This is a genomic window from Rudanella lutea DSM 19387 (assembly GCF_000383955.1).
Taxonomy (GTDB): Bacteria; Bacteroidota; Bacteroidia; order Cytophagales; family Spirosomataceae; genus Rudanella; species Rudanella lutea.
The window spans coordinates 1283015-1302013 of the sequence record NZ_KB913013.1 but is presented as its reverse complement, the minus strand read 5'-3'; the positions used below and the strand labels follow the sequence as shown (position 1 = coordinate 1302013).

Here is an 18999-nt window from a genome sequence, read left to right as displayed (position 1 = left end):
AAGGCCTTCGACAAGCTCAAGCTGACTATAAGCTTGAGGGCTAATCATCAGCCTGAGCTTGTCGAAAGTCTGTTGTTACTGACTGTAAAACAGTGGGTTACAGTAGGTATACCATAAACGATAAACGATAAACTAAAAACCCTAAACTACACTTACAACCGGATAATCTCCGCGCCGATGGCATTCAGGCGGGTGTCGATGTTCTGATACCCCCGGTCGATCTGCTCAATGTTGTCGATGATGCTGGTGCCGCTGGCCGACAGGGCGGCAATCAACAGGGCAACCCCCGCCCGGATATCCGGCGATGACATCCGAATGCCCTTCAGCTGCTGCTGACGGCCGAGGCCCACCACCGTAGCCCGGTGCGGGTCGCAGAGGATAATCTGCGCGCCCATTTCAATCAGCTTATCGACAAAGAACAGGCGGCTTTCAAACATTTTCTGATGAATCAGCACTGTACCTGTAGCCTGTACCGTAGTCACGAGCACAATACTGAGCAGGTCGGGCGTGAAACCCGGCCACGGTGCGTCGGCTACGGTCATCATGCCGCCGTCGAGGAATGTTTCGATGGTGTAACGCTCCTGAGCCGGTACAAAGATGTCGTCGCCCCGGAATTCCATCTGAATACCCAATCGCTTAAACGTATCGGGAATAATCCCCAATTCAGGAATCCGGCAGTTTTTGATCGTGATTTCAGACTGCGTCATGGCGGCCATGCCGATAAACGAACCAATCTCGATCATGTCGGGCAGCATGGTGTGCTCGGTGCCGCCCAGTTCCGCAACGCCTTCGATGGTGAGCAGGTTAGAGCCCACGCCCGAGATTTTAGCCCCCATCCGGTTGAGCATTTTGCTCAGTTGCTGGAGGTATGGTTCACAGGCCGCGTTATAAATAGTAGTGGTGCCCTCGGCCATCACGGCGGCCATAAGCACATTGGCTGTACCAGTCACCGAAGCCTCATCGAGCAGCATATACGCTCCTTTGAGGTGATCGCCTTCGACCCGGTAAAAATCACCGTCGTAGTGGAACGTAGCGCCTAATTTCTCGAAGCCCAGAAAGTGCGTATCGAGCCGCCGACGGCCGATTTTGTCGCCACCGGGCCGCGGAATCCGGCCTTTTTTGAAGCGGGCCAGCATAGGGCCCAACAGCATCACCGAACCCCGGAGCGCAGCGGCTTTCCGCTTGTAGGCTTCGGTTTCCATATGCTCCAGGTTCACATCGCTCGCCTGAAACCGGTACGACGACTCGCCGATTTTGGTTACCCACACACCCAGATCGCCCAACAGGTCGATGAGCTGATTGACATCGCGGATGTTCGGAATGTTATGGATCGTGACGGGCTCTTTGGTCAACAGAACCGCGCACAAAATCTGGAGAGCCTCGTTTTTGGCACCCTGAGGTACTAATTCGCCTTTGAGCTGCCGCCCACCGGTGATTTTAAAAGATGACATTGTTATACTGGTGAATGATACATGATAAATGATGAGCGATGAATGACAGCAGGCCAAACGTACCGGGCCTCCATCATGCACCCGTCAGCATTTTACCTCCGACGCCGGTCGTTATTACGGCCTCCGGTATTGCCCCGGAAGTCATTCCGACCGCCGTTGTTGTTATTGTTGTTGTTACGTCCACCGGGGCCGTTGTTGCGCCCGTTGTTATTGTTACGTCCGCCGGGGCCATTGTTACGCCCGTTGTTGTTGCCGCCCGCGTTGCGTTGGTTATTGCCGTAGTTGGGGCGGTTGTTGCCATATCCCTGCCGGTTGTTACCGCGCTGGGGCTGCTGGCTCAGGCGTTGCGGCTGGGTCGATTCGCCGGTACGCTCGCGCGGGGTCGATTCTACCAGCCCTTCGCGCCGGATCAGATCCACATCATCGGCCAATTGTCCTTTCGACAGTTCGAGCATGCTCTGGTAGATCGTTTCGTCTTCGACCGACTCTTTGTTCCAGGTCGTGTAAAACGATTTCATCAGCCGGAACAGGTACGACACAAACGCCCGACGTTCGTCGGTGTCTTCCACGGCAAGTGCTTTTTTGATCAACAAATCCAGGTTGTAGCCGAAGTGCCGAAAGCGGAGGTTGTGCGTGTTATACGGAACGGGCTGCGGTTGTTTGCCCAGAGCTTCTTCCGACGGGGGCGGGTAGGGGCTGTCGACGTCGAGGGTAAAACCGGATATGATGTATAAGTCGTCCCAGAGTTTATTGTAGTAATCCTGCCCGTCTTTCATGTTCGGGTGGATCTGGCGCATCAGCTCGACGAGGATGTGGGCGTAGCGGGTACGCTGCTCCCGATCCTCAATGTTGACCATATTGTCAACGAGTTTTTGAATATTACTGCCGTATTCTTTCAAGCCAGCTATTGGATTCGGATGAATAAGAACAAAAGTAAGAACTTTACAGCGGAATCTATTCAAACACGACCGTTCGCCATGCGTACCTTCTGGATTATCACCCTCTTTGCGGGCTTTTTTTTCGTATCAACGCCCATGCTGGCTCAGTCGCCCGCGTCGGCACCGCCTTACTCCGACGCCGTTGAAGCGGGCGGAGTGCTGTACGTTTCGGGGCAGATTGGCCGCGCCAACGGGCAGCTCGTTACCGAATCGTTTGCGGCCGAAGCGCATCAGGTAATGCGCAACATCGGCGAAATTCTGCAAAAGCGACAGCTCACGCACGACGATCTGGTGAGCGTAACAATCTATCTAAAGGACATGAAAAACTACGGGGCCATGAACGAGGTATACCGTACGTATTTTCGGGGTACCCGGTTGCCTGCCCGTGTATGCATCGCCGTTGCCGACTTGCCGTTGAACGCCAACGTCGAGATTTCGGGCATTGCAGGGGTGAAAAGGGCGAAAGAGTGAAAGAGTGGAAGAGTGAAAGAGTGAATGGCTGTCTTCGGGCGGGTGTCGCTTCGTTCACGTTGGCATTTTGCCCCCGAACTTTTGTCGGAAGGGCGCGATTAAACAGGTATGAATCTTCGTGTATTAAAGCTTGAATTGGCCGATACGCTTCGGCTGAGTGTTCCTATTGTTATTGCTCAGCTTGGGGTAGTGCTCATGGGCGTTACCGACAACCTGTTTGTGGGCCGTTTGTTGGGGGCTGTGCCGTTGGGAGCGGCCGGGTTGGCCAATTCGTTGTCGTTTCTGGTGTCGAGTATCGGTATTGGAGGTCTGTCGGTGATTGCGGCTATGGTCTCGCGGGCCAACGGGCAGGGCAATGAGCAGGGAATCAATCAGTTGTTTCGCGCATCGCTGCGGGTAGCGTTGCTGTTTAGTCTGGTATTTGGTGGGTTGTCGGCCATTTTGGCGCTGAATTTCCATTGGTTTGGCCAAACGCCCGAGGTCACGCAGATGGGGCGCGAGTTTACCCTGATTCTGAGTGTCTCGACCTTGCCGCTGCTGATCTTTACAGCTACCCGTCAACTGGCCGATGGACTCCGGCAACCCCGTGTGACCATGACCATTACGATGCTCGCTTTGGCCATCAACGCCCTGTTCAATTACCTGCTCATTACCGGATACGGACCTTTCCCCGAGTTGGGGCTGAATGGCTCGGCGCTGGCAACGCTTATTTCCCGCATTTTTATGGCTATTTCGATGCTGGCGTATGTGTATCGCTCGCATCGGTTCCGTCCGTTTTTACAGGCTGCGTATGCTCACCTGCCCACCAAAACACAGGTGACCGAAATTATGCGGCTGGGTTTGCCCGGAGGGCTTGCGTTCTTCTTTGAGATTGCGGCTTTTTCGATTGCCTCCGTGATGGTAGGCTGGCTCGGGGCAGCCGAGCTGGGGGCGCATCAGATTGCACTCAACATGGCCTCGACCACGTACATGATTGCGACCGGAATTTCCACAGCGGGGGCTATACGGGTAGGCAATGCGGTGGGCCTCGGCGATCGCCTGCGGGTACGTCAGGCCGGTCTGGCGGCTTTTGTGCTAGCCACCGCTTTTATGACCGTCTGTGCGCTCGTGTTTTTTACGGCCAACGACTACCTCGTAAGCCTGTACATCAAAGACAACCCGACGGTAGCCGGTATGGCCGCTTCGCTGGTGATTGTGGCTGGTTTCTTCCAGCTTTCCGATGGTATTCAGGTAGTCGGTATTGGCACCCTGCGTGGCCTCTCCGACGTGAATGTACCTACCTGGATTACCTTGTTTGCCTACTGGGTGCTGTCGTTGCCGGTGGGGTATCTGCTGGCGTTCACTTTCGGGATGAAAGCCGTAGGGGTGTGGCTGGGTCTGCTCATTGGCCTTACCACGGCTGCTATTTTCCTGACCATCCGGTTTTTCAGGCTGGCCAACCGGTACCGGGTTACCGCATCTGATCCAACAGTTGCTCCCGCGACGGTTTCGTAGCGGTGGCTTCGTACCGGATGCCTTCCAGGTCGAGGTAGTCAACAAAGTCGGTGTACCCATCGCGCTCCACATCGAACAGGTAGAGGTTCGGGTAGGGATCGTAAAACGTTTCGACCTCGGTCAGGGTCGCTTTTTTCTGGAGTTCCCGGTACTGTGCCGTGCTCAGGTCGTCTTGCTGAATTATAAAATACCACATAGCTGCACAAAAATAACCCCGGTTTGCTCTGTACACAGAGTCAAGCCGGGGTTTGGTAGTTTAGTAAGCTTGTGAATGGTGATTTGTAAACAAACGACCAAAACTAGTCGTCAACGCGATCGGCTTTCTTAGTTACCGCTTTCGCCTTGGCTTTCACATCTTTGGCGTCGCTCTTCATAGCTTTCTTTACCGCTTTTTCTTCCTTCTTCCGAGCTTCGGCTAATTTCGTTTTATCGTCCGATACCATGGGTACCTCGATACGGCTGCGGTCATTGACATCCTGCCGTTTTTCGCGGGCTTTGTTCATTTTTTTCTCCGCTTTCATTTCCTTCTTTGCTTCTTTAGCTTCCTGAACAGCTTGAGCAAAAGCACCTTGTGCAAACAGAAGGAGGGCGCATGAGGCCGCAATCATTACCTTTTTCATAACGTGTTGAGTTTATGGTGAAAATAGACCAATCGGCGACTGACCTACTACGCTAATAGAACGGGACCTCTTTTAAAAGTGTTTGATTTTGCCCATGAAAATACCCTCAGTTGACTTGTTTTTGACTAAAATAAACACTTGAAAATTAGGGTGTTGACCGTTCCCTCAAAAAGAGTTTTCGTTATTTATGTTTATATAGTCTATATTTTTTATAGGTAAATATACGACTATAGATCGACCATTGAGATTTATTCGGGCTTAGGTGCACTATCCCCAAACAATGCTTTTAAATAGAGGGCTAGCCCCGGTAATCAGAAGCCCCGATCCTGAGGATCGGGGCTTCTGATTACCGGGGCCGAAGGGCTTACGCCAACCGGTTGATGCAGTTCAGATCTTCGAAAGCTACTTTCAAACGAGCTACCATGCTCTCTTCGCCCTTGCGCAGCCACACCCGTGGGTCGTAGTACTTTTTGTTGGGCGAATCGGGACCTTCGGGGTTGCCGAGCTGGGTTTGCAGATAGCCTTCTTTCGCTTTGTAGTAGTTCAGAACACCTTCCCAGGTCGACCATTGCATGTCAGTGTCGATGTTCATCTTGATGGCACCGTACTGAATAGCCTCGCGGATTTCTTCGCGGCTTGAGCCCGAACCACCGTGGAATACGAAATTCACCGGCAGGGCACCCGTGTTGAATTGCTGCTGAATGTAGTCCTGTGAGTTTTTCAGGATAATCGGCGACAGCTTCACGTTGCCTGGCTTGTACACCCCGTGCACGTTGCCAAAGGCAGCAGCAATGGTAAAGTTGGGCGAAATCTTGCTCAGGTGCTCGTAGGCGTACGCTACTTCTGAAGGCTGCGTGTACAGTTTCGAATCATCAACGTCGGAGTTGTCGACGCCGTCTTCTTCGCCACCGGTTACGCCCAGTTCGATTTCGAGGGTCATGCCCATTTTGGCCATGCGCTCGAAGTACTTGCACGAAATCTCAATGTTTTCTTCAATTGGCTCCTCCGACAGGTCGAGCATGTGCGACGAGAACAGGGGCTTACCCGTCTGATCGAAATGTTTTTCCGATGCGTCAAGCAGACCGTCGATCCAGGGCAGGAGTTTTTTGGCGCAGTGGTCGGTGTGCAGAATTACGGGCACTCCGTACAGGCTGGCCATCTGGTGAACATGCAGCGCACCTGAAATCGAGCCGGCAATGGCGGCTTTCTGGCCTTCGTTAGAAAGGCTTTTACCCGCGTAGAAGATACCCCCACCGTTTGAGAACTGAATGATAACGGGTGAGTTGACCGCTTTGGCGGTTTCGAGAACAGCATTGACGGAATTGGTACCAACGACATTGACGGCCGGGAGGGCGTAATCGTTTTCGTTGGCGTGCCGGAAGATTTCGGTGACCCCGTCGCCCGTGATAACGCCGGGCGCAAAACGAGAGGCTACTTCGCTCATGTGAACTGTTTTTAGAATATTACAAAAAATACTTAGTTTAGGGATAGATGTTACGAAGTGCGGTGGAAAACTGTCGCAAGCTACTATTTTTTGCGGACATGCCGAGGGTATGTGGTCGGGTACCCCTCTGACCCGGCTTCTTTAGGGGTGGCAGGAAGCTAAAGCTGTCTTTCCAGAAAAACGCACGCAATGCCCCGCCTGATCCTACCCCTTCTGTTTCTGACGCTTTCTGCGTTGGCCCAAAAGCCCGACAGCGATCCGTTTCTGCACCGGCTTTATGATCAGCTCCACCATTCGCCCGTACAGGCTGCTTACCGTAAGCTGGCGCCCATGCCCGCCGGGGTGGTGTATGTGCAGCAACCCCACGAGGGAGAGACCGAAATGCGGGCTCATTTCCGAACCATGAAGCGGCTCGGCTTCACTAATCTGAAGCAGATTATGCCCTGCGCCCCCAACTGGACCGTTGAGCGGATCGGAGCCATAGCCCTAAGCGAGGGCATTATTCCGTGGTGGTACGGCGAAGGGGGCTTTGTGCCGCCTTCGGATACATTGCTTCGGCGGCTGGGCATTCCGGCAAACACACCTACGGATGCGTTATTGAAGAATCCGGCTTTCAGAGCCTATCAAATGGATGTACTGGCGAAGCGGAACGCCCGCGAGCGAGCGTATGCGGATACCGCCCGCTCGGGCCTTTTTATGCGCTCGACCAGTGTAGCCTACGACCCCGAAGTAGGTGGGCGCGGGGCCGATCTGACCCTTGAGGGGGAGCGTCTGTTTCTCAACTGGCTTCGGCAAACGTACGGTACCGTCGACAGCCTGAATCGCGGCTGGAATCTCAACCATGCCGGCTTGTCGCTGGGTGAGACCAAACTGTTTCGCGACTGGAACGATGTGGCCAAAAACTGGCGCAGCCTTACCAGCCGTGAGTACCGGCACGTGCGGGACATTTTCCGGTTCAAAGTAGAACACAACCTCGCCCGTATTCGGCAACGGGCGGCCGGATTTCGGGCGTTCGATGCGCACGCGCCCTACCGGGGGGGCGGTGAGTTGGGCCTGTTTCTGCCGACAGCCTGGTACGGGGTCGATATGGAGGGTATTGCCGGGGTAATGACCGGATATGGCTCTTTTTACCCGTCGATGCATTTTTCGTGGCATTACGATCAGGTGAACCACGAACTGACGCGGCCTATGTATATGCAGGCAGCCCTGATGAACGACCTGTTCAAAGGTGGCTGGACAGGCGGGTGGGAGAGTACCGGCGGCCCTCAGCAGCTCGACGGTGAGCGCGGTGCCCTTGTGAATAGCTACTACGTGGGGCTGGGCGAACTAACGCAATTGTTTCTAAGCCAGTTAGCGGCTGGTTTTAAAGGATTCGGTATCTGGTGCTGGAACAGCCGTTCGGCCGGCAAAGAGGCCGGAGAGTACGCTCTTCTGGATCGCAACGGACAAGTGACCGACCGGGCCGTTCGGATGGGGCAGATTGGGCAGGCCATGCAGCGCTACCGTTTCGAGCTTTGGCAGGCCCATAAAGAACCCGTGGTGGGTGTTTTCTACGACTGGGAGAACGAAGCCGCCTGGGGGGCTATGGCAGTGCCCGGTCGCGATAATTTCAAAATGAAGCCGGTAGAGGCCCGCGTAGGCATCAGCCGGGTTCTGATCAATGCCAATGTGCCGTTTGAGTATGTGACCCCCACCGATTTGCGGAAAGGGCTTTCGGGGCGTTACAAAGTGCTTTATCTGCCTGCCGTAATTGCACTGCAAACCGATCTTCTATCCATACTGACCGACTACGTTCGGCAGGGTGGGCGGCTGGTGATGGATCTGCCCTCGGGCTTGTACGACGGCCAAATGCAAAAGTTGCCAACGGGCACGGCAAGCGCGTTTGCGACCCTGTTCGGAGCCACGCTGAATGACTTTCAATACGCCGGAACCAACCGCCCGCAACGCCTGAGCAATCAGCCATTGACCGGTTTTACGGCCGACCTGACGCCCGTTGGGGCTCGCCCGTTGGCCCGTTACGATACGGGAAAACCAGCCATTCTGGAAAACCGGATAGGTCGCGGGAGCGCGCTGCTGCTGGGGTACGAAGCCTCACTCGGGTGCTTCAAACCCGGCGATGAGTCCGCTGAGAAACAAGTTCTTAAGTACGTTCTTGGGGCTCACGCGTCGCCGTTTGCCTGTACAGGGGCCATTGCTTATCGGTTAGCGGCTCCATCGGCCGATCATTATTTTCTGATCAACGATGGCCCCGCCCGTACGGTGCGGCTCGATACCAAAACCATGCGGTATAAAGCCTTCACCGATGCTATAACTGGCGAAAAATTAACGCCCACCACGATCCCGGTGGAGGGGTACGGTGGGCGTTGGGTGCGGGCCGAGAAGTAAGCAATCAGGGTTTTGGCCGAACAGCGTAAAGCGTACCGCCTTTTGGCGGGCGGGCATCCCTGAGGGGGGAGACAATGGGCGAGCCAAACTGATTCGTTACCACGTAGATCACCGATGACTGGGCGAGCAAAGGGACTTTGGTGCTAAAACCGGGCTTGCCTTTAGAGCGTACCGCATTGTTGAACAGCAGATTCCCCTTGCCGGGTGGGCCGTGTTTGGCCGGGGTACCCGTAGTCACGGCCGTCCAGCTGTGCCAGACCGGCGTGTGTATCCGGCACCCTTCGACCAGGTTGTCACCATCGTCGCGGTCGTGGAAGTTTACATCGACCTCGAAATTGCAGTTAAGCACCACGTTGTACCGGCATCCCGGCAGCATGAGCGCAAAGTGCCGGATACGCCGAACGGTTTCGTTGTAAAACAGACAGTAACTCGAACCCCAGCAACCGTAGTACCCGCCATGCCGGCTGTCCTGTTTGATATAGGCCCGGTCGATGATGTTGTGGCGGAGTGTCATGTGCTGGCACGCCGATACACCCAACGGATGGGCTCCCGCCCACAGAAACGTACAGCCATCGACCCAACTGTTGCGGCAACGGGTGAAAATCAACAGGTGAACGTACACCGTGGTGTCGCGGAGTTCGGGGCGGTGAAACACATCGGGCGACCAGGCTGCGTTGGTATCAGCACGGTCGTTCGGTTCAAACGATACAGCCGCGTACCGCATGGTCAGGTTCTCGACACCGACCCGTTCGGCATCGGTTACGGCGAAGCCGGTAGCGGGTGTACTGCCGTTGGTTTTGAAAAAAGGCGCTTTCATCTGCACCAGCAGGCGGGTACTGTCGCGGTGCTCACCTCGTAAAATAACGCCCGACCGGATGGTTACAGTTTGGCGGATGGGGTAGTCGCCCTTGCGGAGCAGAATTACCCCACCTCCCTTGGTTGCTACCTGATCAATGGCCTGCTGAAGGTTGTCGCCGGGCCGGAGTGTAGCCCGGACAGGCGTTGCCGATCGGGCGGGTATACCTCCCTGAACGCCCGCCCTGGCCCACTCCCGCATGGCCGGAAAGCGCGGATCGAACCGGCTTTCGTCAAATTGCCAGCCCGCATCGCCAATCATAGGTTTTTGGGCCAATGCCCCCGTAGCCAATATCCAGAAGACAAGAAACCAGCGCATTCCTTAGTTTATGGTGTTTAGTTCTTGGTTTATGGTGCCCCGACTTCCGGTTGTTTTTTGTCAGGCCGTTCACTGTTTGGTAAACGTGGCTGTGATCTGGGCCACCCGGCCCGCCCAGGTTGTATTCAGGTTTTGGTTAGCGGGGGTAATGGGTACCTGCGGCAGATTATTCACGTTGCCCGTTGTCTGGAAACCCAGCACCAGCCTATTTCCCGACACCGACTGAATCGTGAGCGGGTAGTTGGGGTAACTGGTGTAGGTAAACGCCGGCTGATTTTGGGCGTTTGGCAATACGGTGCCGTGAAACACAAAGTCGTAGTTCCAGCGCGTAAGTTGCCCACGTGTGTACGTAGGCCGCCCCACGCGCAGCATCGTCGCACCGGCGTCGGCACCGCTGGCCAGGAAAAAATTACCCTGTTGGCGAATGCCCCGGTTGCGGGTAAAAAACGTATCAATCCGGGCCGTAGCTACTGTGCCAATATACAGCGTGTCGGTAAAGGGCATAATCACGTTGGCCCGGTTAGGCACCAGAAGCGGGGCCGTGGTGGGGGTGAGTGTCAGGGTGGTGTCGCGCTGCCGGGGTGTCAGGCCAACCTGATACTTGATCTGGAGCTGAGTGGGTAGCCAAATCCCGCGCAGCGTTGTTTTCAGGGCATCATCGGTCGGTGTGAGTGTCGGGAGAACGTCGTCGTTGCAGGCCATTACAGACAGGGCCAGCAGGAGAGTGAGCAATAGGGTTTTCATGGGTATATCAGTCATTCTGTACCGCGAGGGGGTTACGGTCCAGAAAGGTTTGTGGAATCAGAAAAACAGTGAGTCGGCTATTCCAGGGAACAGGCTGGCAATCGCCTGCGGCACAATCGGCTCTACCCGGCGATGCGGTTCGGTCGCCGGGATCGACGGCCTCACGTCGGCGTTTGAGGTCGTGAATGCGCTGCCCTTCGGTAAACAGTTCCCGCACAAATTCCCGGCGAATTTCGGCGACGAGGTCAGCCGGAGGGGCCGCAAGGGCGGTTAGGCCGGCCCGTTGGCGAATGGCATTTAGGTCGGTGAGTGCGCCGGTAACGTCGTTTTTCCGGGCGCGCATTTCGGCCCGCATCAGAATAAACTCCGCCGACCGGAAATACACCACGTTGGAATTGACACCCTGCGCCGGGCCAAGGTTTGCGGTACCCCGGGTGCCCCATTTGAGCGTGAACCAAAGCCGGTCCGGGCTATTCCAGGCGGTAGTGGCGTTGGCGGCCTGCGTGGTGTCGATAAGGGTGCGGTAGCGGAGGTCGCGGGTGCGGTCGAAGCTGGCGAGCGTTTTGAATCGCTGGCTCATGCGGAGGTTGGGCCCGCTGCTGAGGTTGTTTACGTTGCCCAGCTGAGCGGGTGTGTACGCCGACTGTAATACGTAGTGAGTTCGGATTGGTGCCCCGTTGGTGGTCTGCACATTTCGGCCTACCACGTTCACAAATTCCATAATCACCTCATCCCGCGTGGCTGCGTTGGTGGTGGGGGTAATGGCCGTTCGCTGAAACAGACCTGTGAGCATCTGATTGCCGGGTACGAGCGGAAACCGATAGGTAGACCCTGAGCCCAGCAAGCGGTTGCACACGGCGAGGCAACTGTCCACATTGTCCTGCTGAAAATACACCCGGGCCATGAGCGCCAAAGCCGCGTATTTGTTGGCGCGGGGCTGGTAGTCGGGCAGGTGCCGGGCCGGGTCGTAATTTTCGGGCAACAGTCGCTCGGCAATGCGTAAGTCGTTCAGTACGGAGTCGTAAGCCGCCCGAACGCTCAGGCGCGGGTAGGCCAGATCGCCGAAGTTCGACATCGACCGGAACGACGCGATGGGACCGGGGTGGCTGTTGTCGTTCGTGTAGCCCCAGGGGTAACCCAGCAGGCGGGTTTGCTCAAACACACACAGCGCCCGTACAAACCGGGCTTCGCCTTCGATCCGGCCGCGTTGCTGGGCAATATCGCGTCGGGGGTCGCCCGGCATGGAGGTTTGCACCTGATTGGCCCGCAAAATTTCCAGTACGTTGTTGGCGTTGGTGAGACCAAACGTACTCCATTGCAGAAACTCGGCCTGAAACCCGTAGTCTTCTTCGCGGTGGGTCCAGGTGTACACTCGCGACGACCGGCCGGGGCTGTTTCGGTAGCCGGTGTTGTTGATGGCTACCAGATCGCCAAAGGTTTCGCCGATGATGAGCGCGTTGCCGCCAAAGGCGATATTTCGGGCAATACCGGAGTAAGCCCCCGTCATCAGAATCTCCAGTTCTTCAACCGTGCGGACATTCTCGGCCTGAATCAGGGTCTCCGAGGCTACTTCGTCCAGGTAGTTTTCGCAGCTTGCCAGGCCCAGTACCGAGCCAATGGCCAGACAGCCTGCTATGAGTCGTGTTTTCATGGGGTGCTGTGGGTTAAAAGCCAAGGTTTATGCCGAACAGAAAGGTTCGGATCTGCGGTAAGTCGTTGTTGGTAACGCCCGGCGACAGGTTGGCTATGCCGCCACTCGCGCCCCCGTTGCGGAACACCTCGGGGTCCCAGCCGTTGAACTTTGTGAACGTCAGCAGGTTCTGGCCCGTTACGTACACCCGCAAGCTTCGCACACGCAGCTTTTGCAGGGCGTCGGTGGGTAGGTTATAACCAACCTGTAGGTTTTTCAGGCGGGCAAACGAGCCATTATGCAGGAAACGTGTCGACTCGATGCTCCGGGCGTTTGAATTGAATATCAGCCGGTTGAGGGCTGTGTTGTCGTTCTGGCGAATGGCTTCCTGCACATCGCCCACGCCCGGAATGGTTCGGCGCAGTACCTGCGACGACTGAAACGAGGCACTGCTGTTGATACCGGGGTAGCTTTGGGCGCGTTCGCCCTGATCGTAAATCCAGTTGCCATACTGGAAGTAAATGAGCGCGCTCACATCAATCGGGCCGAACTGAAACGTATTGTTCAAGCCGCCAAACAAGGTTGGGTAAGGGGTCCGATTGGTGATAATGAATGCGTTGTTGCCGCTCTGGTTGTTCAGCGTTCCGTCCCAGAGGTTGCCTGTACGGACTGTTCGCCCGGTATTGGCAAACACCGACCGGTCGCGCTCGTAGAAAAGCTCATTGCCCGTTGCTGGGTCGAAGCCAGCGAACTGAGCCATGTAGTATGTACCGAGTGGTTGACCCACGGCCGCAATGTTGGTACCGCTGATAAACTGGAATGGGTAGTTCAGAAAGGGCGCTTCGTAAGTGCCCAGAACCGTGTTTTTGTTAGTCGCAATGTTGAAGTTGGTCTCCCACCGGAACCGGGGTTTTACCACGTTTTTCGTGTTCAGCACAAACTCCAGCCCCCGGTTGCGTACCGAGCCGAGGTTCACCGTGATGATGTTGTTGATGGTGCCGAAGAGGGGGCCGAGTGAGTAATCGAGCAGGAGGCCGTCCGATACCTTGTCGTAATAGTCGATGTTACCGCTGATCCGGTTATTGAGGAGCCCGAAATCAAGCCCCGCGTTGAACTGCCGGGTCGATTCCCAGCTCAGGTTCCGGTTGCCGAGGCTCGTAAACTGCCCGCCCTGAATACCGCCGTAAATGGCCGCGTTGTAGCCCACAAAGGTGAACACTTTCTGCCACGAGAAATCGCCGATTTCGGCGTTGCCCGTTATCCCGTAGCTGGCCCGTAGTTTCAGGAAGCTGATGGCCGGGATGGCTTGCATGAAGGCTTCGTCGCTCACGACCCAGCCCGCCGACAGGCTCGGGAAGGTGGCCCAGCGGTTGCCCGGCCCGAATCGGCTCGACCCGTCGGACCGGAAGCTGGCTTCGAGCAAATACTTGTCGCGGAAGGCGTAGTTGATACGCCCAAAAAACGACACGAACCGGTACGAGAGCTGGTCGTTGAAAACAACGGTGCGTATGGTGTCACGGCCCCGGGTAGCGCCCTCGGCCACGTTTTCGGTAATGTACGTTTCGTTGTCCTGCACGGTGCTTTGCAAGCTGTTGCCCAGCAGCACTTTGAGCGAATGAGCCTTGCCGAAGGTGCGCCCGTAGCTGATCAGATTATTGATGTTGACCGTCTGATTGGTCACGTCGCGGTTGTCGGCCCGGCCATTGCCATTGCGCTCCTGACTGCTGATGCCCGCCGGAAACAAGGTCGGGTTGAACAGAATATCGTTGCGGGTGCGCTGGTAATCGTAGCCCACTTCTGACCGGATGGAGAGGCCCTCCAGTGGTTTAAGGTCAATGTAACCGATGTTGGAACTGCGGAACGTCTGGGCCAGATTTGAATAGTTATTTCGGAAGAAAACCGGGTTCGTACCGATCTGAAACGTATTGTTCGTACCGTTGTTGATGCCGTTGAAGAACGTGCCGTCGGGGAGTTGGACCGGATACGCCGGCAGGGCCGTCGACAAACCGTACCGGAACGAGTTGTCGATAGGCACCGTGGGGACGTTCACCTGATTGGCCGACAGGTTGATGCCCGCATGGAGCCAGCGCACCGGCTTTGCATCGACCTTGACCCGGCCACTGACCCGTTCGAGCCCCTGCCCGATAACGATTCCGTCTTCTTTTCGGTACGAGCCGCTGGCATACACCGTGATGTACTTGTTGCCCAGGCCCGCCGACAGCGATGCCTGCCGGTAGCGACCCTGCCGCAAGACCTGATCGACCCAGTTGGTACTGGTATTGTAGAGCGTGGTGGAATCGACGAGCCGGTTGTTCAGGGCTGGAGCGAGTGAACCTTGCAGAATCCCCGTCGGCAGCACGTTGATCAGGTTAGAACCGCCCGGCGTTAGGCCCGTACGGGTGGTGTTCTGGGCCGACCGCTTGTAGATGTTCAGCAGGTCGGCCCCGTTATCAACCAGATCAATGCGGTTGGTGGGGTTGCTGATTCCCTCTTCGTAGCTCAGGTCAAACTTGGGCTTGCCGCTCGCTCCCCGCTTGGTGGTAATCAGAATAACCCCGTTGGCTGCCCGTGATCCAAACAAGACCGAGGCCGACGCATCTTTGAGCACTTCCATGCTTTCGATATCGTTCGGGTTGATTTCGGCCAGAGGGTTCATGGCGACGCCACCCGCCCCGAACGCCGACGACAAAACCGGGACGCCATCAATCACAATCAGGGGTTGGGAGTTAGAGTTGATCGACGCCACCCCCCGGACATTGATCCGGACGGCTCCGCCCGGCGTACCGCCCGCCTGAGTAATCTGGACCCCGGCCGCCCGGCCCTGCAAGGCTACGTCGGGGCTGGCCGCGGTGTTGAGCCGGATGTCGGCGGCTTTGATGCCGGCAATGGAGCCGGTTACGTCGCGGGTGCGTTGCTCGCCAAAGGCTACCACCTGCACCTCATTCAACGACCGCTCGTCGGGTTTGAGTTGCACATTAACCGTGCTTTGGTTGCCAACGGCTACCTCCTGCCGTTCGTAACCAACAAACGAGAAAACCAGAATAACGTTGCTGCCGTCGGGAATGGTCAGGTTATATTGCCCCGCTCCATCGGTAACGGCTCCCCGGTTGGTTCCCTTGATCGTCACGTTTACGCCCGGCAGGCCGTCGGGGCTATCGGTAGCCGTCACCCGTCCGCCGACGGCTCGATCCACGGCCACCGCTGATGCGTTTGGGTTGGCTTCCCGCAGAATAATTTGGCGGCCCACCACTTCGTAGGTCATGCCCAGTGGGGTAATGAGTTCGGTAAGGACCCGGCTTAGGGGCTGGTTGGTAAATGCAACCGAACGGCGGGTTGAGCGCAGCCGGGTTGAGCTGTAGAGCAGGGTAAAGCCGCTCTGCCGCTCTATTTCTTTCAGGATTTGGTCGAGTGAGCGGTTGGCAACCGTCAGGCTGATGGTGGCCTCGCGGGTGGGTGGGGTATCCGACCGGGCAATGGCGTTGTGTGCCAGTAGCGACACGCTTTGAGCCTGAGCCCATCCGTTCAGGCTCAGCAACAAGGCGATACCGAAGGGTAGAAGACGTTTCATCGGGAGTCGATTGGATATAGAAGGAATAGCTATCGTGCTGTGGATTCGTGGGCGATGGTTTACTCGCAACCCTGTCCGCCAATGGTTAGCTCGTTGTTGTTCAGCTTATAGCGGAAGCGGCCGGTGCGGCTCAGGAGGTCCATTACTTCGGTAAGCGATTGCCCCTCAAAGGTGGCCGTGAGAGGGCAGTTTGCCAGATCGGGTCGTTCGAGGGTCACCGTAACGCCATACCAGCGTTCGAGGGTACGGGCTACCTCCGACATGGGTGTCTGATCGAAAACCAGCTGGTTGTCTTTCCAGGCGGCTTCTTTCTGGGCCACAACGGTTTCTTCGGCCACGGCCATTGTCTCAACCTGCTGAATCACGTGCCGGTTGGGGGTGATAAAGAGGGTGTCGGACGGCTGACTCCGGGCCATTGCTGATTTCCTATTCGGGACAAACGCAACCCGGCCCGTCACAACGGTGGTTTTAACCGTCTGCTCACCCGGATAGGCCCGCACATTGAACGAGGTGCCCAACACCCGAATGCTGGCCGTAGCCAACCGAATCACAAAAGGCTGACGTGGATTGTGGGTCACATCAAAAAAGGCCTCGCCCACCAGCCGAACCTCCCGAAGCGATCCGTCGAACGTTTTCGGGTATTCGAGTCGGCTGTCGGCGTTGAGCCACACCCGGCTGCCGTCGGGCAGGGTGAGCAGGGTGCGTTTGCCCACGGGGGTCTGGGCCACCTGCGCGTTGGTCTGGCTCTGAATGAACTCATATAGCCCGTACACCGATAAGCACAGAACCACCACCGCGGCCGCAACTCGCCAGGTTCGGCTCAGCCAACCCGTACGCAGAGGCCGCACCACAGGGGCATCGGTTTCGCTCAGGCGCGGGGCAATGTGCCGTTCCCAAACCGCGCTCGGGTCCGACTCCGGCAGGGTAGAGAAGGTATCTGCCGTCCGGTACTGCTGTTGTACCCGTTCGAACAGGCGCCGGTTTGCATCGCTGGTGGCTAGCCATTTTTCCACCGACTGTCGTTCGTCGGAAGTGGCTTCGTTGGCGAGGTATCGGGCAAGTAAGGGCCAGAGGGTATTGTCGTTCATCAGGCAAAAGAGCGTGTCTGATGAAGGAGACAGCGGGTGTAAGACGGTACCCCTAAACGATTTTTAGAAAAAATGCGAAAAAAGAAAGGCCAGCAGTATAGTTGGGTTGCTCTCGCCCAGGGTCGTGGTTAGTTGCCCCAGCCGTTTGAGGGCTATTCCCATTTGAATTTCTACCGTTTTGGGGCTGATTCCCAGAGCCTCGGCCACTTCCCGGTACGAAAGCTGCTGATGCCGGACCATATCGAAAATAAGCCCGCAGCGCGGAGGCAGCGATGCAATGGCCCGGTTTAGTGCCTGCTGCATTTCGTCCCAAACCAGTTCCTGTTCGGGGCCATCAGTCGGGTTCGCAAGCGAATATTCTTCGTCGAGCAACGACAGGTCGCCCATGTAGGTGGGTTGCTGTTTGCGCAAGTGGTTGAGACAGTGATTTTTGACCGACGTGAGCAGATAGGAGCGAGGGTGCAGCACCGTACCGAGCGATTCCCGGCGTTCCCAGAGCTTTAGAAAAACGTCGGACGTTAGCTCTTCGGCGGTCTCTTTATCCTGAATATAGAAAAACGCCAGCCGGAACGCATCGCGGTAGAAATAATCAAAAAACTCGCGAAAAGCACGGCTATTGTTGTGCAGCGTCATCTGCACTAACCAGTTGCGGACCATATCGGGCGTAATAGCCATGCTGACGTAGTTTTCTGATCCAAAGAAAAAATAGGAATGAATCAGTAGCAATAACTATTTTCCGTCGGGTTTTGTGTTGGCCGGTTTAAGAGGGGGGCAAATTGGCTCCGAAGGTTGGCCGGGCCCTTTTTATACGTCCGGCTGCCTTGGGTCCGTACAGCTTAGCCAACGGGCATTATGCCTGTGTACTCACCTGCTTTATAGGGCATGAACCGACGCACGTTTCTTCTTGCCACCACGGCCGCTGGTGCCTTTTCGCAAATCAAGGCGCAGCCGCTGCCCAACCCGTTGCCCCGGTGGCGTGGGTTCAACCTGCTCGAAAAATTTGTAGCCCGCGAGGGTGGCTCCGGTCGGCGGGGCGCGTACCGGGAGTCTGATTTTGAGTGGATGGCCAACTGGGGCTTCGATTTTGTCCGGTTACCCATGTCGTACCGGTGCTGGGCCCCCGGCGACCCCGCCCATTGGACCGAGCTAAACGAAACGGTACTCAAAGAAGTAGATGCGGCCGTCCGGCTGGGCAAACAGTACAACCTGCACGTTAACCTGAATCTGCACCGGATTCCGGGCTATTGCGTTAATCCGCCCGCCGAAGCCCTGAACCTCTGGACCGACGACCGGGCTCTGGAAGCGGCCGTTTTTCACTGGAAACACCTCGCTGAACGCTACAAAGGCATTCCGAATGCAGAAGTGAGCTTTGATCTGATCAACGAGCCGGCCAACGTGAGCGAAGCGGCCTATGTGCGCGTCGTGCGGGCGTTGGTCGAAGGAATTCGGTCGGTGGATCGGGAGCGGCTCATCATTGCCGATGGGCTTCAGTACGGCACGTTGCCAGTGTTTGGGCTGGCCGGTACGGGCCTGGGCCAAAGCACCCGTGGCTACGCGCCCATGGTGGTGAGCCACTATGGTGCCAACTGGGTGCAGGGTAGCACCGACTGGGCCGTACCTACCTGGCCCGCCAAAGGATCGAACGGGTCGGCCGAGGCTCTGCGTCGCAACATGATCGAACCCTGGCAGAAACTACAGGCGCAGGGAGTGGGCATTCATGTGGGGGAGTGGGGCTGCTACAACCGGACTCCGCACGAGGTGGCCCTTGCCTGGATGGAAGATCAGCTCAAACTGTGGCAGGCTGCGGGCTGGGGCTGGAGCCTCTGGAATTTACGGGGGGCTTTTGGTATCCTCAACAGCGACCGGCCGGATGTGGCCTACAAAGACTTCAAAGGCGCCCGGCTCGACGAAAAGATGCTCGAACTGCTGCGCCGGTACTGAGCCTTTGAAACCGGTGAAACTGCCACTAAATTGCCCGAAAGATTGTTTGTA

Annotated in this window: 15 protein-coding genes; 4 read left to right on the top strand and 11 right to left on the bottom strand. The window is 56.6% G+C overall.

Annotated features, from left to right (window positions below; all coding sequences use genetic code 11):
- Positions 1-152: 152 nt before the first annotated feature.
- Positions 153-1451, bottom strand: coding sequence for a UDP-N-acetylglucosamine 1-carboxyvinyltransferase (murA, locus tag RUDLU_RS0105570; protein WP_019987368.1), 1299 nt, complete (start codon positions 1449-1451; stop codon positions 153-155).
- 92 nt (positions 1452-1543) lie between these two features.
- Complete coding sequence (locus tag RUDLU_RS0105565; RefSeq protein WP_027302789.1) at positions 1544-2350, bottom strand: DUF4290 domain-containing protein; 807 nt, start codon at positions 2348-2350, stop codon at positions 1544-1546.
- 78 nt (positions 2351-2428) lie between these two features.
- Here RUDLU_RS0105565 and RUDLU_RS0105560 point away from each other — a divergent pair, with 78 nt between their 5' ends.
- Both RUDLU_RS0105560 and RUDLU_RS0105555 read left to right on the top strand, forming a co-directional pair.
- Positions 2429-2860 carry a Rid family detoxifying hydrolase gene (locus RUDLU_RS0105560; RefSeq protein WP_052316741.1) on the top strand — a complete coding sequence of 144 codons (432 nt, stop codon included), beginning with the start codon at positions 2429-2431 and terminating at the stop codon, positions 2858-2860.
- Positions 2861-2968: 108 nt separating this feature from the next.
- Positions 2969-4354 (top strand): MATE family efflux transporter, encoded by a 1386-nt coding sequence (locus tag RUDLU_RS0105555; RefSeq protein ID WP_044129361.1) that lies wholly within the window; start codon positions 2969-2971, stop codon positions 4352-4354.
- On the opposite strand, the gene RUDLU_RS0105550 is transcribed toward RUDLU_RS0105555, so the two are convergent.
- The 3 genes from RUDLU_RS0105550 to fbaA all read right to left on the bottom strand — a co-directional run bounded on the left by RUDLU_RS0105550 (position 4311) and on the right by fbaA (position 6418).
- Positions 4311-4550 (bottom strand): hypothetical protein, encoded by a 240-nt coding sequence (locus tag RUDLU_RS0105550; protein WP_019987364.1) that lies wholly within the window; start codon positions 4548-4550, stop codon positions 4311-4313. The genes RUDLU_RS0105555 and RUDLU_RS0105550 overlap by 44 nt on opposite strands.
- A gap of 103 nt (positions 4551-4653) precedes the next feature.
- Positions 4654-4974 carry a hypothetical protein gene (locus RUDLU_RS0105545; protein WP_019987363.1) on the bottom strand — a complete coding sequence of 107 codons (321 nt, stop codon included), beginning with the start codon at positions 4972-4974 and terminating at the stop codon, positions 4654-4656.
- A 364-nt stretch (positions 4975-5338) separates the two neighbouring features.
- A complete protein-coding gene (gene fbaA, locus RUDLU_RS0105540; RefSeq protein ID WP_019987362.1) occupies positions 5339-6418 on the bottom strand; it encodes a class II fructose-bisphosphate aldolase in 1080 nt (359 codons plus the stop codon).
- 189 nt (positions 6419-6607) lie between these two features.
- Here fbaA and RUDLU_RS0105535 point away from each other — a divergent pair, with 189 nt between their 5' ends.
- Complete coding sequence (locus RUDLU_RS0105535) at positions 6608-8803, top strand: beta-galactosidase trimerization domain-containing protein (protein ID WP_019987361.1); 2196 nt, start codon at positions 6608-6610, stop codon at positions 8801-8803.
- A gap of 4 nt (positions 8804-8807) precedes the next feature.
- Here RUDLU_RS0105535 and RUDLU_RS0105530 read toward each other — a convergent pair whose 3' ends face one another.
- The 6 genes from RUDLU_RS0105530 to RUDLU_RS0105505 all read right to left on the bottom strand — a co-directional run bounded on the left by RUDLU_RS0105530 (position 8808) and on the right by RUDLU_RS0105505 (position 17682).
- A complete protein-coding gene (locus RUDLU_RS0105530; RefSeq protein WP_019987360.1) occupies positions 8808-9977 on the bottom strand; it encodes a right-handed parallel beta-helix repeat-containing protein in 1170 nt (389 codons plus the stop codon).
- A gap of 69 nt (positions 9978-10046) precedes the next feature.
- Positions 10047-10721 carry a hypothetical protein gene (locus RUDLU_RS0105525; protein ID WP_245581628.1) on the bottom strand — a complete coding sequence of 225 codons (675 nt, stop codon included), beginning with the start codon at positions 10719-10721 and terminating at the stop codon, positions 10047-10049.
- A 7-nt stretch (positions 10722-10728) separates the two neighbouring features.
- Entirely contained in the window at positions 10729-12372 is a 1644-nt protein-coding gene (locus tag RUDLU_RS0105520; protein ID WP_019987358.1) for a RagB/SusD family nutrient uptake outer membrane protein, read from the bottom strand.
- 13 nt (positions 12373-12385) lie between these two features.
- Entirely contained in the window at positions 12386-15919 is a 3534-nt protein-coding gene (locus RUDLU_RS0105515) for a SusC/RagA family TonB-linked outer membrane protein (protein WP_019987357.1), read from the bottom strand.
- A gap of 59 nt (positions 15920-15978) precedes the next feature.
- On the bottom strand, positions 15979-17007 hold the full coding sequence (locus RUDLU_RS0105510; protein WP_019987356.1) for a FecR domain-containing protein: 1029 nt from the start codon (positions 17005-17007) through the stop codon (positions 15979-15981).
- Between the two features lie 63 nt (positions 17008-17070).
- Positions 17071-17682 carry an RNA polymerase sigma-70 factor gene (locus RUDLU_RS0105505; protein ID WP_044129964.1) on the bottom strand — a complete coding sequence of 204 codons (612 nt, stop codon included), beginning with the start codon at positions 17680-17682 and terminating at the stop codon, positions 17071-17073.
- 207 nt (positions 17683-17889) lie between these two features.
- Between RUDLU_RS0105505 and RUDLU_RS0105500 the strand changes: the two genes are divergently transcribed.
- On the top strand, positions 17890-18948 hold the full coding sequence (locus tag RUDLU_RS0105500; protein WP_019987354.1) for a glycoside hydrolase family 5 protein: 1059 nt from the start codon (positions 17890-17892) through the stop codon (positions 18946-18948).
- Positions 18949-18999: the final 51 nt, after the last annotated feature.

Excerpts from the sequence above, each read along its gene's own strand:
- murA (WP_019987368.1), bottom strand. The coding sequence starts at position 1,451 with ATGTCATCTTTTAAAATCACCGGTGGGCGGCAGCTCAAAGGCGAATTA.
- RUDLU_RS0105560 (WP_052316741.1), top strand. The coding sequence starts at position 2,429 with ATGCGTACCTTCTGGATTATCACCCTCTTTGCGGGCTTTTTTTTCGTA.
- RUDLU_RS0105555 (WP_044129361.1), top strand. The coding sequence starts at position 2,969 with ATGAATCTTCGTGTATTAAAGCTTGAATTGGCCGATACGCTTCGGCTG.
- RUDLU_RS0105550 (WP_019987364.1), bottom strand. The coding sequence starts at position 4,550 with ATGTGGTATTTTATAATTCAGCAAGACGACCTGAGCACGGCACAGTAC.
- RUDLU_RS0105545 (WP_019987363.1), bottom strand. The coding sequence starts at position 4,974 with ATGAAAAAGGTAATGATTGCGGCCTCATGCGCCCTCCTTCTGTTTGCA.
- fbaA (WP_019987362.1), bottom strand. The coding sequence starts at position 6,418 with ATGAGCGAAGTAGCCTCTCGTTTTGCGCCCGGCGTTATCACGGGCGAC.
- RUDLU_RS0105535 (WP_019987361.1), top strand. The coding sequence starts at position 6,608 with ATGCCCCGCCTGATCCTACCCCTTCTGTTTCTGACGCTTTCTGCGTTG.
- RUDLU_RS0105530 (WP_019987360.1), bottom strand. The coding sequence starts at position 9,977 with ATGCGCTGGTTTCTTGTCTTCTGGATATTGGCTACGGGGGCATTGGCC.
- RUDLU_RS0105525 (WP_245581628.1), bottom strand. The coding sequence starts at position 10,721 with ATGAAAACCCTATTGCTCACTCTCCTGCTGGCCCTGTCTGTAATGGCC.
- RUDLU_RS0105520 (WP_019987358.1), bottom strand. The coding sequence starts at position 12,372 with ATGAAAACACGACTCATAGCAGGCTGTCTGGCCATTGGCTCGGTACTG.
- RUDLU_RS0105515 (WP_019987357.1), bottom strand. The coding sequence starts at position 15,919 with ATGAAACGTCTTCTACCCTTCGGTATCGCCTTGTTGCTGAGCCTGAAC.
- RUDLU_RS0105510 (WP_019987356.1), bottom strand. The coding sequence starts at position 17,007 with ATGAACGACAATACCCTCTGGCCCTTACTTGCCCGATACCTCGCCAAC.
- RUDLU_RS0105505 (WP_044129964.1), bottom strand. The coding sequence starts at position 17,682 with ATGGCTATTACGCCCGATATGGTCCGCAACTGGTTAGTGCAGATGACG.
- RUDLU_RS0105500 (WP_019987354.1), top strand. The coding sequence starts at position 17,890 with ATGAACCGACGCACGTTTCTTCTTGCCACCACGGCCGCTGGTGCCTTT.